The sequence below is a fragment of the Enterococcus mundtii genome, from assembly GCF_002947535.1.
GTDB classification, from domain to species: Bacteria; Bacillota; Bacilli; order Lactobacillales; family Enterococcaceae; genus Enterococcus_B; species Enterococcus_B mundtii_B.
The window spans coordinates 110469-127847 of the sequence record NZ_PUAP01000034.1; the positions used below are offsets into that span (position 1 = coordinate 110469).

Genomic DNA, 17379 nt, shown 5'->3' on the forward strand with positions numbered 1-17379 from the left:
ATTCTGGTAATTATTGTTGCACAACTACTTCTTCTACTTTTTCAATCAACTTACTTGGTGATTTTACAGCGACTTCTGTCGGTACTTGAACGATTCGTTTTCCTTCAAAACGTTCACGTCCACTGATTTTGACATCCACAGCTAAAATCACGACATCTGCTTGACTGATTTGCTCTGCCGTCAATTCATTTTCGATCCCGATCGTTCCTTGTGTTTCCACATGGATCTCATGCCCGGCCTTTTTTGCGGCATTTTCCAACTTTTCTTGCGCAATGTACGTATGGGCGATACCTACCGTACATGCTGCTACTCCAACAATTTTCATTTTTTCTTCCTCCTCACTCTTTAGCCAAATGCAGCGACTACTTCATCGATTTCTCTTGCCGCAATCAAACGTTCCACTACTTCATCATTTCCTAGCTTACGGGCAAATAAGGACAATAATTTCAAATGTTTTTGCGCACCTTCCGTATCATCTCCGACTGCAAACAAGATGATGCCTTTCACGCCCTTACCATCTAATGTTTCCCAAGGGATTTCATTTTCAGTCACCCCGATCGCCACACCTACTTTTTTCACATACGCACTTTTTCCATGTGGGATAGCGATATAATTACCGATCCCTGTTTGACCTTGAGCTTCTCGCAAATAAATATCTTTCACAAATGCTTCGACATCCGTAATGTATTCTTGTTCATACAAGCGATTGGCTAATTCATACAAGACCTCATCTTTCGTTTTCCCGTCTAAGTTCGTTTTGATGATTGTTGGATCAATGATTTCTTTGATCTCCATTTTCCTCACTCCTCGTTAGTTACTGACAACTTCCATTGCTTTTTCGATTAATTTGTTTGGTGATTTTACCGCGATTTCTGTCGGCACTTGGATGATTTTCTTTCCTTCGAAACGTTCACGTCCACTAATCTTGACATCCACTGCTAAAATCACGATATCGGCTTGATCAATTGCTTCTTGTGGCAATTCATTTTCAATGCCAATCGTTCCTTGAGTTTCGACATGGATCTCATGACCCGCTTTTTTTGCTGCATTCTCTAATTTTTCTTGTGCGATATACGTATGGGCGATACCCACTGTACATGCTGCTACTCCAACGATTTTCATTATTGGTTCCTCCAATTTTTGATAGTATTTTTATCGTTCTGTGAAATTACCAGCTTTCAAGTCATCTAGATAGTCCGGATCAGCCAGTTTTCGCATAAAATCAGCCAGCGGACGTTTGACTGCTACTGTTTCGTTTTCTGCTAGTAAGACAACGATGATCAATTCCACTTGTAAGATTCGTTCCGACCATTCAGTAATTGGCTGTTGGGGACGAATCACCCAGACCTGTGTTTTGGCTAGTGCTGGATGTTCAAGATGAGGCAAAATCACGCCTTCCTCGATTTGGATATCTCCTGCCGCTTCTCGTTGAAACAATGCCTGTTGGATCGCTTGTGCCTCTTCTTTTGAAGCAGGAAAGACTTGTTGGCTGATCCATTCATAGGTTTCTGCCTTTGACGTTAATGCAATCTGATCGAATGTTTCTATGAAATTATCTATCATGATAAATATCCTCAATTTTCTTTTGGATTCTTGACTGATCATCAGCGGTCAACATCGCACTAACGATCAAAGATTGAACAGGAAACGCTTCTTTCAACCCAACTGTCGTTAAAATCAACTCGATTCCTGGCGTCTTTTCTAACACCGATTGATAATTTTTAGTGCTGATCACATCCACGATCTCTAGTTCAGGAAATTTTTTGGCTAACTTCACCTTCAATAATTCAGAAGTCCCTACGCCCGTTGTACACATGATCAGTGTTTGGATCGGAAATTGGTGCGTCTCGATCATTCGTGCAAAATACAAAGTGATAAACCCGATCTCATCAGGTGTGATCGTTGGTAACTGAAACGTTTGACTCACCTGTTCTGACACTTCAGCGACAGTATTAAAAATCGTTTCATACGTTAATTGGATTTGATCCAACAAACTATTTTTCACTCTGATTTGATGACGCAATCGATTGATCAAGGGTTTAATATGATTAGCAAGATCTGTAAAAATCATCTCATTCGCTACATTGAGATTCAGCTTCTCACCAACTTGGTACAAATAATAAGAAGTAATCTCCAACACTTCTTCTGTAAACGTTTGCGTTTTAGCTTGGTTATTATCCGTTCTGGAAGAAAGTAAATATTGATAGAGATAGTAGATCTCACTTACTGGTAATTTCGTTTTCAAATACACTTCCACTTGGCGGATCACTTCGATGGCAATATCGCGAATCAAAGATTCATTATCTAAAACTTGTAATTGTTCCATCGTTAATTTTTCTCCAGTGGCTTGATAATTCGTTTTTCTTGCGCGGCGTACCGCAATGTATAGATGGGAGAAAATATTGATATTATATGGGTAAGGAATCGTGCCATTTAATTTCTTTTCAATCAGCTTGATCTGTTCGATGACAAAATTCGCATCGTAACGATTAAACGCAAATTCATCCGATAAAGCGATTTCATCAATATCGAAAATATTCAATCGCTGAATCAATTCAGTGATTGCTCGGCGGATATTTTCTTCCTTTCCTTCAATGGCTAATGTCCGATTTTTGCGGATCAATTGCAGATCATACGCTGAAATCCGTTCCGCAATGATTTTTTCATCATTCGCGATCGCTGAATCACCAACATAATAGGTTTGATACAAATCAATGACTTTTAGTGCTTTAGGCGAGGATAATAATAATTCTTCCATCACATTATTTTGCCGTTCTGACGGTAGAACTTCCACAGAAGACACAATTGTTTGGTTCGTCTGTGCAATATATTTTTCATAATCAAGTTTGTACCCCCGACCCTTTTCAGACAAAATCAGTGGCCCATTCGGAAATTCGTCATTTATTTTTTTAACCAAGCGGTAGACCGTCTTGGTAGAGGTACTCATTAACTCTGCCAACACTTCAGCAGTAACATAATCTCTTTGCTTTGATAAAAGAAGCGTTAATTTATTCCCTCGATCCATTTGACTAGTCATAGCTCTATCCCCCCTGTATCTTTATCATAAGCGATTTTTTTTATTCTGCTTCACTACATAATGTCCCTTGCAGCGGACAAAATGTATTCGGTTACACAAGGTTGTGAGAAAGCCGTTCAGCTCCGAATAGTAAGGCGGAACGTGGGAAAATAGCTTTCCATATTTTTTCACGTTTCGACTTACTATTGAAGGAGCTGGCTTTCGAACACCGTTTATCATAGGTTGTGAGAAAAGCGTTTTGACCTGAGCAGTAAGATGGGAAATCAGAAAATAGCTTTCCATATTTTTTGATTTTTCAGCTTACCGTTGAAGGTCAGCTTTTTTAACAACTAAATAGTTACATTTTTTGATACTAAAGATAACTATATGAAAACATAACATTTTGGACATCAATTTTAAAGCGAACATCATAAATATCCTTTTGAAATATTTTTGATAAGAGATTTTATTCCCCTCAATTGTCTTGATTTACTCGTGATTCCAACTTAAACCACTTGAACAACCTCATAGCCTTAAAATAACTATCACTATTAAATAAGATAACTTTCTTACCACATCCATGATTAACAAATAAGTTAAACAAGTGGATACACAAATCACGTAATGTCTTTACTATCGGATAAACAAACTGTTATAGAGATAGCTTCTATGCAAATAAGGCGACATCCATAAAAATTCCAATGATTTTCATGGATATCACCTTATTTATTGAGAGTAAAAACTTCCGTCCCACCTCAATTTTTTGATTGTTAAATATAGATTTTTTGGAGAATCATCGCTTCCAGTAGTAGTAGGAAACGGTATTTCTCATTAATTTGCTGGTACATCATTCAATGACCAATTAATGGTCGCTTGGTAAGGTTTTCCTACCGCTATTTTATCGCCATCGACCTTCAACTGGACATCTTCATAATTCAACTCCCAAGCACCTTGACCAGTTCCAGTCGCTGCATCCATGACAGAAACCGCAGCACCATCTTCTTGTAATGTAAAGTCAAGCGCTTGAGGTGCTTTTGCAGTATTCCCTGTCGTTGTGTTTAGAGTGCCTGCATGAAAACTGATACTTGCACCTTTTAAGAATGTACCGAACGGTGCCGTCTCCAAATCAGCCATTGTATCACTCGTAAATTGTTGTGACATTGATGCTGTAACGTGCCAACCTTTGTTTGTATATGATTCATCGGTGACTTTTAAACCCGTCTGTGTCTCACTGGCGTATGAGTGAGTTCCCGATTTCAATGTCTGTGTGCCAAACTCAACGGTTGGTACTTCATCAAGCGTTGGCATAGCTGGCGGCGCTGTGACATTTAGAGTAAAAGCTACCGTGCCTGCTTGGTAGTACTTATTCGCGTCAGCGGCCAAAGCCTCACTCAGACTTCCATACGTGTTTCCATCAGGTGCTGTCACATCTTTGATTGTGACACCAGCAGGAAGTTCAGGTAACTGCTCGCTAGGATCTTTGATGACTCCACCGGTGACACCTGTTTCAGTCGGAATCACAGGTAGATCAGGCACATTCGGTCTCGTACCATCCACATATTTATAGGAAAAACTAGCTGACGCAGCATCGCTAGCTAAATAGATAGTAAAATAATTCGCCCAGGGATTGTTGGCTATATCATCAAATGTTGAATTCGCGGCAACCGCTGAAGCAATATCTGGGTATGTCTTCCCACCTTGACCGTCAGGAGCCACGACGTGATCCAATTTGTACCCTGCTGGTACGCTTAACTTAGGTACCGTTGGGAATGTCGCACCATACTTATCGGTGAACGATGGCGGACTAGTCAAAGGTAACTCTACCGCAGATCCTGCTGTAAACGACAGAGTGGACGAAGGATGGCCACCAGGCAATCCCGTAATCGGGTCCGTTACGACCCCAGTTCCTGGTGTATCTTTTAGATAATAGGTTCTGAAATCCACTTTCTCATCAATAGGCGTATAATAAACATTGATTCCATTGGGATTAGCTTTGACATATTCGTCATAATTAGCAACCGTGATTGAACCCCCACTCAAAAAACTATACCCAGTAAGGGTTGGCGCCTGATAAGTAAAATTGTCCGAGGCATCTGCTGAACCATTTGTTACACCGATCTTGTCACCCACATTCGCAGTGATTGTAGCTGCTTCTACCTTTTTGATCGGTTCATTCGTCGTTGCATCAATAAAATTCACTGGGAATGTGACTGTACCACGAGTCGCTATAAATGAAGCGCCTTTGGAAGCATTCCCACCTTGGATCACTCCAGTATTGTTACCTGTGATCGCCACGCTACCAAATGAAATGTTTTTTCTAATGGTGATTGTTCTTGAAATAGTTTTTGCACCATATGCGCCATTATTGTTATAGCCAATGTCTGGCGTAGAAGTAAGCGACAGCTTGCCAGTATAAGTGCCGTTTTTATTATCTACAATATCCGACCAATTCAGTGTTTGCGTTTCAGAACTCCAACGAGTCGTTCCAGACCCTTGGAATTGTAAGGGTGCAGACGCTTCTACCCATGGAATAGTAGAGGAACTTGATTGCTCGATGACACCATTTGCATCTGTTTTCCGAATCTCGATTTTATCCTGACCTTTATTGGTACCCGTTGGCCCATCAAATGCACTGTTGTACCAAATATCACGACCGACAAAAAAGCTATCTTTTAAGCCAGCGATCCCTAACTTCTGTCCCGTTGCATTTGGTGCATTTTGCTTGATCATATCGTTATTTACCGGAGTTAAAAAGAAGCCCGAAGCATCCCCCATTTTCCAGATATCTGCTTTATCATACCAATAGGGCGTTTTGATTGTTAAAGGTTTAGAAAAATCAAGTGTTGCTCTGATCGATTGATACACCCATGAATTTTTAACTGACTTGGCCAACCATAAATAATTGTTTCCCGAAGGATCCCATTGCCACCACTTGCTATCCCCTGCTAACATCGTCCAGTTATTCGGATTTTGTTGAAAGGTGCTATCCAAAGTATGATTGCCAGTATCTGTATTTTTTCCGGGCGTCAATGTACTGGAAATAACTGTTGCCGCTTCAACTTGATCTCCAAAATAGTTGCTCAAAAAGGGCAATAGAGCAACGATACCGAACCCGCTAATAATTGTTGATATGATTGTTTTCTTTTTATTCATCCATTTTCTCTTCTTTCTTTTGAGGTGGTTGCGCACTTATAAGAAAAAGTACACCGTATCTTGTTGAAGACAGCACTTCTATTTTCACAGTCTATACATAATAAATAATTTTTTCTCGATTTATAGTAGCAAAAAAAGTAACAGCTATTGTTATGATTGTTTTGTAAAAAAATGAAAAAAATTCATGGTTATTCTCACGAACACTTTTCAATTAGAAAAAAGCATAAGAACGTTTTACAGCTATCTACGTTTTTTTAGTCATTTAATTTATTTAGTAGGTTTTCTCGTAATATATAGATATAATATTGAATAAGAAACGTGCCATTTTAATTTGTTCCAAACACAGTGGAGGTGAAGTCATGAGAGAATATTTTTTTAATTATAAAGAAAATGAAATTATCCAGTTTTTCCAATACTGTTATATAAATAAAAAAGACTATTATCCCAAAAAAAGTATTCAAGAAGCACTGAACATTTCAGAATACCGTTACAAAGCAATCGGCCACCGAGTAGAAGAAATAAAAGCACAGTATCCAACTTTTGACTTCAACTATGATAAACATGGCTTATCCATCCGTTTTTCAAAAGAATTTTTATTACTTAAAGTCTATATTCTGCTGTTTAAAGAAACTGTAGGATTTAAATTCTTACTCTCTATTTATAGAGAAGAATTTCAAAATTTATCCCATTTTTCTGAATCCGTTCATATGCACCAACAAAGTGTGCTACCTAAACTGAAACCTGTACGAACGCTATTAGGGGAACATTCCCTTGAATATTTGTTGTTTAAGAAAAAAATCAGTGGGGAGGAATACCGTGTCCGTCATTTTTTCTTTGAACTCTTCTGGCATTTGCATGATGAAAGAGAGCCGATCATCCCTGAATATCCTGAGAGCTTCCAAGCACTTGCGGCAATGATCCACGAATATTTACCCATGCATTCTCGCGAAGATATCCGTAAACTCTACTTATTTATGAAAATCACGCAACACCGAATAAATAATGGGCATACGATCACTAGCTTACCCACCACGATCAAAGAAGTTAGAAATCCTTTGATCTCTTATGACGTTTTCAAACAACAATTACAATCAAAAGAAATAGCCGGTCGTTTTTTCAAAAAAACATTGAATGAAACAGAGCTCAATTACCTTTACTATGTGTTCACTGTCGTGCCGACTTATACTTATCATGAAAAGGACCAGTTGCCATCTTTTCGCGACTTTTATACAGAGGAGTATCAAGAGCTCGAACGATCGATTTTTGATCAGCTATTTCAACAAACGGAACGACGATTGACAGGCCCACAGGAAAGTTTTCTTTCTCTCAACATGATTTATCGAGTGACCTATTTTCTCAGTTATGGAAGTGATAGCTACGTGCCGCCTTACTCTGACTTGGAGTACTTCTATTATGACGATCCAACAAAAGAGCATTATTTTAAAATCGTAGACAAGATTATTCCTCAACTTCCTTTAAAAGAAGAAAAATGGCAACGGATCTTCAATAGCAAGTCCTTCCGTTTCTCGTTGTTCCAACTAGTATCGTGGGTCCTTGAAGAACAGCTAGATTCAGTGAGAGTAGCCATACTAACTAAATACGGTAAGCTCCATAAAACAGAACTTGTCCGTTACTTAACAAAACTGAATCCTAGACCCATCGACGTGGTGGAATACGATGAATGGCCCGAAATCATCTTTTGTGATTTTCCGTTAAAAGAAGGACAGGAAATCAATCCAAAAGCAGAAATTTATTTTATCGGTGTCAAACCAACTCCACTCCAGTGGCTCGAAATAGTGAACTTCGTTGATAATTTCCGTACGAAAAAACAATTTGGTCATTTAATCAAGGAATAAGCAGCAAAAATCCAAAAATATGAGAAGCTATTTTCGGTTTTTGCTGCTTATTCCTCGGAGTTGTGCGCTTCTGTCACAACCTCCTACTCTAGCTAAAATCTTGATGTTCAAAAATGACGATCAATTAACTGCTTATCAAACGAAAGGGCAGTAACGTTGATAAATTTTTGGAGAGTACTCAGTTACGTACGCCAGACGAAAATCAAGAATAACATAGCAACAAGAACTATAAGCAAAAGCGGCAGGATAAATTCAATAAGATATTGTTTATCCTTCGCTTGTTTGACGACTTCTGCCTCTTGTTCAAATGGTTCGATCAGTGCTTTTTCTTCATGCACTTTTTTAGCTTCTACAAATATACGGTAAGGTGTTTGCTCTTCCTGTCTACAAGTAACTAGAAAAAGAATCTCTGCGCCTCTATCAGCTAACTTGTCCGCTTCTGTTTCTTTGATCAACGATGTTTTTTCCACCTTGTATTGATAGTAATCATTTAGGTACTGGATATAAATCGAATTACCTTTCTTCAATTCTTCGATTCGAGCAAAAAGTAGCTGATAAGCGCCTGCGTGATGACCGATTAGTGTCAGCGAACTCAACTCTGGTTCACGCTGTGGAAACAAACTAACTACTCCATCAATCAGATGGTCTGTTGTCAAACCAAGAAAGATCGGTTGTGAAATCTCTACTTTAGGAATAACGATTTGACCGATAGCAACGTCGCTTGTTTTTTGCGTCGCTCCAATGACATCTTGGATATTCAATGCTTTGACCTCTTCTGGTGGTGGAACATTTTCTGGCACTTGGTAGCGGATCGCTGTGCGCGCCAATTGTGAATGAGTCGCTATCAGAAAATATTTGGAGAAAGGAACAGCAACCAGGCTTACAGCAAGTAGTACTAAGATACTGATCAGTATCTTCAATCTTTGATTGTTTGAACGACCTCTCCTTTTCCTCCAATCAGCCATCATAGTTCCCTTGATCCATTAAATATTTGATCCCTTCAAGATTTTCCTGTGTCAAGTGCACGCTTTGTAATTTATCGGCTAGACCACCGTTTATCCACCCGTGTAGGTCTTCCAGTCCTTTAAAGAAACATGCTTTAAAACAAACTTTTATCATCAAACATCATCCCTGTTTTTATCGATTCATTCTTACTAGTACCGCTTGATCTCTTTGGTGACGTAGCTTTCCCCGTCTAACCGTCCCATACCAAAGAGCATTTTTCCAGACAATGCTGCTAGCATTATCCCCGTATTCGTTTTTCCCACTCTTGCGTCTTCACCCATCCCAGCGGTCGATTTGCTTCTCTTATTTAGGACCACACGCTCCACCGGATGAAAGAAATCCTCTTTTTTCACTACTTTTGTCTTATTATCATGTTTCTTTGTAGATTCCCCTTGAGATCGTGGCGCTTTTCTCTCTGCTTTTTCTTCTTTAGAAGAAGGAGTTGTTTCTTCATCTGGAAGCGACACACGCTCCGGATTTTTAGGAGAAACAGACTCTGAAGGATTGATTGGATTGAGTATCTCTTCCTCCGTTGCAGCAATCGTACGATCTCCATGAATAATAAGAGCAAAAAATAAACTGGCATAAAGATAGCTTTTACTAAATCTACGAAGAGATATTTTCTGAATTTTTCTCATGATTCTTCCCACACTTCTGTATTTTTACACTTACGATCAAATCACCTAATTTTTCCCAATCAGAAGCTGTAGGAGGAGATAACCAAATCACTTGATGTCGCTTACTTTGCAACTTCAACATATCTGAAATACAAATATCCGCTGTTTCCTCTGATTCTCCTACGAAAGATTCAATATTCAACTTACCGAAAGCATCCACTTGTTCTTGAATGTAGCGGCTGTAACTTTCTCCAAAAGAAAAATCAATGGCGATCCTCACTTTTGGTGAAAGAAGTTCAATCGGTAAAGTTGCCAAAAAAAGAAAAATATATTCTTTTGCTAACTCATGGTAATTTGCTCGAACTGTCTCTACACACCACTCCAACTCCAATAATTCTTGCACGATTCGATAAGCGAGCGCTTCAGCTAACTGATAGTTTTCTTTGATAAACGAAAAATGTTGAATCGTTGAATTTTCAAAGTTTGTACGCTTCTGAAAAATCAGCTTGTTATGGATCAGCGAAAGCTCATCGATTACCTCACGCGTTTCACCCCATGAAACAACGTCTTGAAATTCTGCAATGACACTGCTGATCACTTTTTCATTGAGAGAGGTCATCACTTCTGTTTCTATCAGTCTACAAGACGACGACAAATTCTCACTGCCGATAAAATACAAAAGTTCGTAAATCTCTGCTTCTTGCAAATGTTGAAAATATGGACTTAAAACCGTCATGATCTTTTGTACCAGTCCTTCATTCTGCACAGTAGATACAGTTGTTTCTCCTTGATGGCCAAAATAGTTGCGCACCTTCAAAACAAATAAGCGATATAATAGCTTTACCTGTTGTGAATTTGAAAGATCCTCTTCAAGAAAGTGCGTGATTTGGCGAAGCTGGTTGATGATTTCACTTAATTCTTCTTTCATGCTTTCAGTAAAAGGATAGGCATTTACTCCGTATAGCGTGTAATAATAGCCATATAAAAACGATTGAATATCTCTTTCTTTACCGATAAACTGACAACTGCTAGAAATCTCTATTGCAAAAATCTTCAACAGCTCATTTACTTTTGACATGATCTTATAAACCGTTGCTCTGGAAGCATATAATACGTCTTCTAAATCAAAGGTATTTTCCACTTGTTCCATAAGTACAGCCTTTATCAAGGGAGTCAAGGTACTTCGACTCGCATAACAACTGATCAAACAAGAGATATTCGCAAATGTTTTCCGCGTATATTTCACAGTCTTCGGTTTTACTCCGGTTTCTATGAGGAACTGATCCGTCAAATCAAACTCTTTCAAATCCTCTTGGACATCTTTTATACAACTTTCAAGCTCATATCTATTCATCTTCAGTTCCTCCATCACAGTCGCTTGTAACAGAGGAACAGAAGCATTGGCATCTAAATAAAAGAGTAATTTCAGTCTGCCTATTGATTTTTTATCTAGAAATTCCAACATCATTTTGTATCACCATTTTCTAATTGACAGCATTGATTTACGGCAATGAGATCTTATCTTCTTCGTCTTCTTCCTTCTTTTTGCGTCGTTTCCATAAAATAAAGAATAAGATGAAGGCAAGCAATGCTAGAAGGATGCCCCCAATCAAGAAGTAAATCCAAGTATTATCTTTTTCGATCGTCACATCTTTTGCATTTAATTCTTTCGCTTTTTCAGCAGTAATCGTAAAATCTTTTTCAAAATGCCATTTGTAGAGATAATGAACGTCCGTTTCTTTGCCCTCTTGATTTTTTTCTGTTTGGACATACTCTCCACTAGGATCTTTTTGCCCATACACATCCATGGCTAATTGGTACGTCCCCGCCTTCATCGGTTTGGATGGATTACCACTATCCAACATCCCTTGATTACTGATTGCAATAGGGTAATCAAAGTTGGTATTTGGTGCCATTTGCATCATTTCTTTGACTGAAGTGAACGTCATACTTGGATCATCGATGTTGGTTACTGTTGCGTCCACTTTCATTTGATTCAAATAACCCATTTCTGAATTTTGAAGATTCGTATTGATGACATTCCGAGCATTGACTTGAGAAGGAGTCACATGATTCAAAGTTAATGAGGGCGCAACTTTTGTTTTTGTTTGTTGCAGTAATAGTGCTTCTACGTAACTAAATTCGTTTTTTAGAGAAACCCCTTTTTTATCTTTTGAAGAAGAGTCCGTTTCAGAAGATTTTTGCTTGAATGTCAAGCCACCCGCGATTACACCATCAAATGTTTCAGATGGCATCGTTACCTCAATGGCTACGTCTGTTTGAGAGTTCGGCTGTAAGACTACTTCCTTCGGCATCTTCACATGATCCGCTAAATCAAACTTTAACGTTTTATCTATTTTGTTTTCACTTGGACTGTATTCCACTACACCATTGATATTGGTCGTTGCACTTGCTACATTAGCTTCGACCGTCACTACTTTATCTGTTGAATTGTCCAGTAATACATGGATTGTCTGTTTCTGTCCAGGTGTCATCAATAAATCAAAATAAGAGACCTCTTCTGCTTGGTTTTCCGGTAAGACGGGTGTCATTGAGAATTGAAACTCATTTGCCTTGACGACTTTACTACCTATCACCATCGTCATTACCATTACGAACGTCATTAAATAAAATTTTGCCCTTTTCACTATTGCTGTTCTCTCCTTAATTTCTATAAATAGAAAAGCTGTGTCAAAAGCTTGCCCAACGTTCGGATAAGCCTTTGACACATTCTCTTCTTTTTGAAGCTGAATTTTCCCAATAATATCTTATTCAAAAATGATAGAGGCTAACGAAAAAAGGTGGGGGGATTTTCGAATTCCTCATTCATGTTCCAAATCTGAGCATTTCTGGGTTTACATGTGTTTTTTAAAATATCTTAGTTAGCTGGTGTATCACTTAATGACCAAGTCATTGTTGCTTTATAGTCACTTGCTAACTTTGTTGACGCACCTGGAACTTCTAATTTTACAGATGAATCTTTTGTTGTATCTGAACCAAAATCTACTAAGCTTGTTCCAGCACCATTTCCATCAGTTGCTCCCATGACTACGTCTGATTGTACATTTGGATCTAATGTTGTAATTGCTTTTACTTTATCAGCAGGTGTTTTAGATGCTGAAACAATCGATGCATTAGTCAAATAAACTTTCGCGCCCTCTAAAATCTCACCTGCTTTACCAGCAGTAGCCGCATCTGTTGAAGCAAAATCACTTACTTTGACTGTTAAACCCCATCCAGCTAATGAACCACGATTATCGGTTACTTGAACGTAGTTTGGTCCAGTTTTGACATTTCCAGCTGCATCTTTGTATTTTTGAGCGGCTGCGTTGTAAACTTTGTCTACAGATGTGATCTCTTGTGTACCAAAATCAAATGATGAAGCAAAGTCAATCGATAATGGTCCTGGCGTACCTGGAACGACTGGGATAGTTGGATCAGGATTTTCAGGAATGACCGGCTGAGTTGGGTTCAATGGATCAATTGGGTCAGTTACACTAGCTGATGGAGTATATTTGATTGAACCATACGCACCATATGATGCTACTTCGTCTGCTGATACTGTTGTAGCCACGCCAGTTGCGATCATTGTTGCTAGTAAAGCTGTAGTATATAATGTGATTTTTTTCATGTGAATTTTCTCCTTTAAGTTGACGATATTGTTATTTGTTTGTTGGCAGATCTGAAAGAATCCAGACCAAATTTGTTTGATAGCTCACTGGATCTTTAGGTGTCGCTCCAGGAACAAACAATTGAATGGCAGAAGTAAAGGTTGTATTTACTTCCTCTCCTTCAATTATTTCCTTTTTTTCGAATAAATCTGTCATATCTCCCCAGCGTGTAACCCATGTTCCAGCGCCTTGATCAATCTCAGCGCTAGTGATCATACTTTCTTGATTCGGAACCATTCCTAGTGCTTCATAAGCAGTAGGTTGCGGGGAGTTGCTGTTACTTACCAGCTTGGGTTTCAGGAAAAACAAGGTTGCCCCTGTTAGTTCTTTGTATTGTGTAGCCTCTTCTGCACGGAACTGGTGGGTTTCTTTTACCTTTAGCGTCCAGCCAGCCAATGTTCCACGATTATCTGTCACTTGAACAAAGTTCGGTGTGATCAAGCTAGGATCATTGAAGTACCTTTGCGCTTGCGCAGCATAATACTCGTCTTTATTGGAAATCTTATTTATCCCAAAATCCAAACTACTAGCAAAATCAATCGATAACGCGCCTCCGGTCCCAGGCTCAGGTCTAGAGCCATCAGGATTCATCGGATCAACTGGAATCTCTGGATTGGTAGGATCTACAGGAAGTGTCGGTTCTTTTGATGATCGGAATTTTACCGCATCATACCCTCCTATATCATCGTGCTGCTCTGCATAAACCATTTGACAGGAGAGAGCAATAAACAATGTCGAAAGTACGCTTGCTAATAAAAACTTCTTCATCTAATCCTCCTTCCTTAGAAAATATCTGAATGTATTTAGTTTGCTGGAGTGTCGGATAATGTCCAATTAAGATTGGTCGTATAAGTCCCCGCTTTTTTCACTGTTGCACCTGGTACACATAACGTAATTGGTGATTTTGTTGCTACAGCATCTCCAGTTGTCGCTGCTGAATCATAATCAGTTGGTTTACCTAGACCATAGATCCAAGTACCCATCCCTTGATTTTTATCCGCAGATACAATCACTGTAGCCGCAGTAGAAACATTGTACATACCTGTATTTACTTCTTCAGGATAAATCGATGAATCCGTTCCTTTTTCTGTGTTCACATGACCACCACTAAAGGCTAGTTGTGCTCCTGTCAAGTAATCCCCCACTTCAGCGCTACCTTCATCGGTCACCGTTGGATCGACAGTATCTAAATGGAACTGTGAATCTGTCGCAACTGACAATGTCCATCCCGCAAAATTCCCACGTGTATCAGTTACCTGTACATAGTTCTCAGCAGTCTTTCCACTAGCAAATGCTTGAGGATGTGCATAATAAGTCTCTTCTTTTGATGAAATGGATTGTTTACCAAAAGCTAAAGATGAAGCAAAGTCAATTGATAATGGGCCACCTGTACCAGGTCCCGGAGGATTTGTCGGATCAGTTGGATCAATCGGTACTACCGGAATGCTTGTATCTGGATCTTCCGGATCAACCGGAGGTGTAACGGTCGTTCCTTGTTTGAATTCGACTGAAGATTTTGAATCATACTGTCCAGCAGTAGCTGCACCGACCAGCGTTGTGCCATATGTAGAAATGATCCCAACGCCAACAATAATTGCTAAAGAATATTTTTTAATATTTTTCATTTTTTATTTTTATATTCCTTTCTTTTTTTGGTTAATTAATATTTTTATTTAATCTCAATTTCAGGTATAAAATGATGCTTGCTACTATCGTGATCAAAGATAACAGATACATCCCCTCGTTAGAAGCATCACCAGCAGCCGGTATTTTCGTTTGTTCATCAGGAGATGTCGAAAGAATTTGTTTCTCATCTTCTGTTAAATCATTCGAATCAGGAAAAGTCTTCTTTTCATACTTACCATAAAAACCTGTCTCCCCATAACTTCCATAATGTTGACTATCTGCTCGACCGATGGTTACGTTACTAGTCAGTAATAGCAAAATCAAAACCAAAGAAGCGACTCTTTTTCGTCTCCCTATAAACAGCTTCTTCTACCTCCTTTTTTAGAACTGCGTTTATCATACCTTCCTCTATTTTTCACTTCATCTTATTTTTATTTCAGTTCCTGAAAAAAAATTAAACAACAAGATACACTCGTGAAAATCCTTGGAAAAATATACAACATTTTATCGATCCATTCTTATATAAAATTTGAAAAAAAAATATAAAATAACCATTTTAGTTGTATAATCAAGTTAATAACTATAGTTTTTTTATAAATTAAATAATTTTAAAACACTTATAAACAAAGCTTAATTGGTATTGTCCAATTTCATATTATTAAAAAAGCAGTGAGTATAGATTAGAAAAAATAATTAAAATAATGAAAAAAAGAATGGAAAAATTAATTTTTATCAACTGTATAGATAACTGTTGATAGAAAAAAATTCTTCCATAAAATGATGTTTTTTGTGGGAAATGGCGGGGATTTGTGAATGAGTGATTTTTGTTTATGAGTCGTGAAAAATAGAAATATAGGTACGGTATTTGTTGATTGGAATATTCTAAAGAAGGAACTATCTCCAATTTCGATAGTCATTAACTTTTGTTTTTATCATAAGCTATACCATTATTTAACTCATTAAAAATACCGTTCGTTATATTAACTATAAAAATATTATTCACACATTAGTATCTAATTTGATACCTGTAACCTATATATGTAACCGCTATCCAACGAACGACCAAGTAAAAATATTGATACCATTTGGGAGGAAAGAATAGTGTTAGATAAGGATTTTCTTTTTGAAAAATATCAAGAAAAAATACATTGCGTGCAAACGAGACACAAACCTTTAACCACATTGAAAGAACTAGTGGATGTAAAAGAGGCCCCTATTTCCACTATTTATAAAGAACATCTTGAAATGTTAAAGCTCAATGTCCTTCACTCGATCTATGATCGAAAAGAAAAAACGATCGAATTTCAGCTATTTTATGTAGCAGACAATTCAAAAAGCAACATCTATTATCAGTCTTATGCAAAAAATCCAATCACACTCCCTGGATTAAAGAAAGAAACAATTTATATTATCTTCGAAGAGTCACTCGGGATTATGGAAACAAATTGCAATTTATTAGCTATCGACTTTAGAATACACCAAGGAATCGAACAAGAACACTTAGATAATAGAGATATTTATTTTTTAGACTATGTTTCAAACTTTGAGAATCGATCTCTTTTTGAATGATTTAAAGAATAAAAAACCAGGGCATACCTAGCAAGCTGAGTATGCTCTGGGAAGTGATGGAAGAAGTAAGGTAGATCTTACCTCTGATTCTTTTTTGGTTTATGGGCACTTTTTTCAAAATCATCGCTATTCTTTTTTCATACCCGCTTTGATATCTATAATACTTCTACTAATATTTTTTTGTATTCATTGCTCTCAGATATAGATTTTTCTATTTGTTTATATAATTCCTTATACAAAAATAGATTTTTTTCCTTACTCACTTTTTTAGTTTCATTTGTCGAATAACTTTTTAAATTACTAACTATCCCAGACATATCAGATACTATTTGTTTTTCTATACACCATTCTCCTGCTTCTTTTTTAGATAATATCTTCTCTTCATAAATAAAGGCTAGTATCCTACATTGATTTAAGACAATTGAAACTGAATCTTTTTCCAAATCTTTATAAGAATCCTTCATATCCATACATATACTCTTTAAATATGGATAATTTGGAATGTAACCAAAAATATTTTTTATAGGTTCTCCATATAAGACAAGACCTCTGCTAAAAATTAGACGGAAATATGTAACTAAATCCCAATCACTTTTTAATTCATCATTTATAATTAAGTCCAAGTTGTATGTATATATATCTAGCCAATCTTTTGAAAAATGAAGCTCGTAAGGTACTGGATATTTTAAATTTAAGCAATTGTCTTTTAATACAATACTGAATTCTAGACCCTTTTTGGGAAAAGAATCCCACAAGCTTAAAACATCTTCTAATAATTCTATTTTTTGTTTTTTTGTCACTTTTTCTTTAACCACAATAATTAAATCAATATCACTATATTTAGGATCGCCGTTTGTATAATTAAG

18 protein-coding genes are annotated in these 17379 nt (G+C 37.5%); 2 read left to right on the forward strand and 16 right to left on the reverse strand.

Annotated elements, in window-relative coordinates; all coding sequences use genetic code 11:
- Positions 1–10 precede the first annotated feature (10 nt).
- The 6 genes from CUS89_RS11810 to CUS89_RS11835 all read right to left on the reverse strand — a co-directional run bounded on the left by CUS89_RS11810 (position 11) and on the right by CUS89_RS11835 (position 6169).
- Positions 11–325: a PTS fructose transporter subunit IIB gene (locus CUS89_RS11810; protein WP_010734014.1), complete on the reverse strand. Its 315-nt coding sequence runs from the start codon at positions 323–325 to the stop codon at positions 11–13.
- Positions 326–345: 20 nt separating this feature from the next.
- On the reverse strand, positions 346–795 hold the full coding sequence (locus CUS89_RS11815; RefSeq protein WP_034690833.1) for a fructose PTS transporter subunit IIA: 450 nt from the start codon (positions 793–795) through the stop codon (positions 346–348).
- A 15-nt stretch (positions 796–810) separates the two neighbouring features.
- Positions 811–1122 carry a PTS fructose transporter subunit IIB gene (locus tag CUS89_RS11820; RefSeq protein WP_019722933.1) on the reverse strand — a complete coding sequence of 104 codons (312 nt, stop codon included), beginning with the start codon at positions 1120–1122 and terminating at the stop codon, positions 811–813.
- Between the two features lie 30 nt (positions 1123–1152).
- Positions 1153–1563 carry a PTS sugar transporter subunit IIA gene (locus CUS89_RS11825; protein WP_104872273.1) on the reverse strand — a complete coding sequence of 137 codons (411 nt, stop codon included), beginning with the start codon at positions 1561–1563 and terminating at the stop codon, positions 1153–1155.
- Positions 1553–3037, reverse strand: coding sequence for a BglG family transcription antiterminator (locus CUS89_RS11830; protein WP_104872274.1), 1485 nt, complete (start codon positions 3035–3037; stop codon positions 1553–1555). Before CUS89_RS11830 ends, CUS89_RS11825 begins: the two co-directional genes overlap by 11 nt.
- A gap of 810 nt (positions 3038–3847) precedes the next feature.
- Positions 3848–6169: a WxL domain-containing protein gene (locus CUS89_RS11835; RefSeq protein WP_104872275.1), complete on the reverse strand. Its 2322-nt coding sequence runs from the start codon at positions 6167–6169 to the stop codon at positions 3848–3850.
- Between the two features lie 359 nt (positions 6170–6528).
- Here CUS89_RS11835 and CUS89_RS11840 point away from each other — a divergent pair, with 359 nt between their 5' ends.
- On the forward strand, positions 6529–8025 hold the full coding sequence (locus CUS89_RS11840) for a helix-turn-helix domain-containing protein (protein WP_104872276.1): 1497 nt from the start codon (positions 6529–6531) through the stop codon (positions 8023–8025).
- A 182-nt stretch (positions 8026–8207) separates the two neighbouring features.
- On the opposite strand, the gene CUS89_RS11845 is transcribed toward CUS89_RS11840, so the two are convergent.
- The 9 genes from CUS89_RS11845 to CUS89_RS11880 all read right to left on the reverse strand — a co-directional run bounded on the left by CUS89_RS11845 (position 8208) and on the right by CUS89_RS11880 (position 15274).
- Positions 8208–8990, reverse strand: a complete 783-nt coding sequence (locus CUS89_RS11845) for a class A sortase (protein WP_181055359.1) — start codon at positions 8988–8990, stop codon at positions 8208–8210.
- Complete coding sequence (locus tag CUS89_RS16130) at positions 8983–9144, reverse strand: hypothetical protein (RefSeq protein ID WP_181055360.1); 162 nt, start codon at positions 9142–9144, stop codon at positions 8983–8985. Before CUS89_RS16130 ends, CUS89_RS11845 begins: the two co-directional genes overlap by 8 nt.
- A 35-nt stretch (positions 9145–9179) precedes the next feature.
- Positions 9180–9668 carry a hypothetical protein gene (locus CUS89_RS11850; RefSeq protein ID WP_104872278.1) on the reverse strand — a complete coding sequence of 163 codons (489 nt, stop codon included), beginning with the start codon at positions 9666–9668 and terminating at the stop codon, positions 9180–9182.
- Positions 9637–11115 (reverse strand): helix-turn-helix domain-containing protein, encoded by a 1479-nt coding sequence (locus CUS89_RS11855; RefSeq protein WP_104872279.1) that lies wholly within the window; start codon positions 11113–11115, stop codon positions 9637–9639. The genes CUS89_RS11850 and CUS89_RS11855 overlap by 32 nt, the downstream gene beginning before the upstream one ends.
- Before the next feature lie 34 nt (positions 11116–11149).
- A complete protein-coding gene (locus CUS89_RS11860) occupies positions 11150–12295 on the reverse strand; it encodes a DUF916 and DUF3324 domain-containing protein (protein ID WP_104872280.1) in 1146 nt (381 codons plus the stop codon).
- Between the two features lie 230 nt (positions 12296–12525).
- The gene (locus CUS89_RS11865; RefSeq protein WP_104872281.1) at positions 12526–13278 is read right to left on the reverse strand and encodes a WxL domain-containing protein; all 753 of its coding nucleotides are present in this window, start codon (positions 13276–13278) and stop codon (positions 12526–12528) included.
- A 31-nt stretch (positions 13279–13309) separates the two neighbouring features.
- On the reverse strand, positions 13310–14086 hold the full coding sequence (locus tag CUS89_RS11870; RefSeq protein ID WP_104872282.1) for a WxL domain-containing protein: 777 nt from the start codon (positions 14084–14086) through the stop codon (positions 13310–13312).
- 35 nt (positions 14087–14121) lie between these two features.
- A complete protein-coding gene (locus tag CUS89_RS11875) occupies positions 14122–14943 on the reverse strand; it encodes a WxL domain-containing protein (RefSeq protein WP_104872283.1) in 822 nt (273 codons plus the stop codon).
- A gap of 31 nt (positions 14944–14974) precedes the next feature.
- Positions 14975–15274, reverse strand: coding sequence for a hypothetical protein (locus CUS89_RS11880; RefSeq protein ID WP_074800932.1), 300 nt, complete (start codon positions 15272–15274; stop codon positions 14975–14977).
- A gap of 771 nt (positions 15275–16045) precedes the next feature.
- Between CUS89_RS11880 and CUS89_RS11885 the strand changes: the two genes are divergently transcribed.
- Positions 16046–16513, forward strand: a complete 468-nt coding sequence (locus CUS89_RS11885) for a hypothetical protein (protein WP_104872284.1) — start codon at positions 16046–16048, stop codon at positions 16511–16513.
- A gap of 155 nt (positions 16514–16668) precedes the next feature.
- On the opposite strand, the gene CUS89_RS11890 is transcribed toward CUS89_RS11885, so the two are convergent.
- The coding region (locus CUS89_RS11890; RefSeq protein WP_104872285.1) for an aminoglycoside adenylyltransferase domain-containing protein at positions 16669–17379 on the reverse strand (711 nt) is incomplete at its 5' end.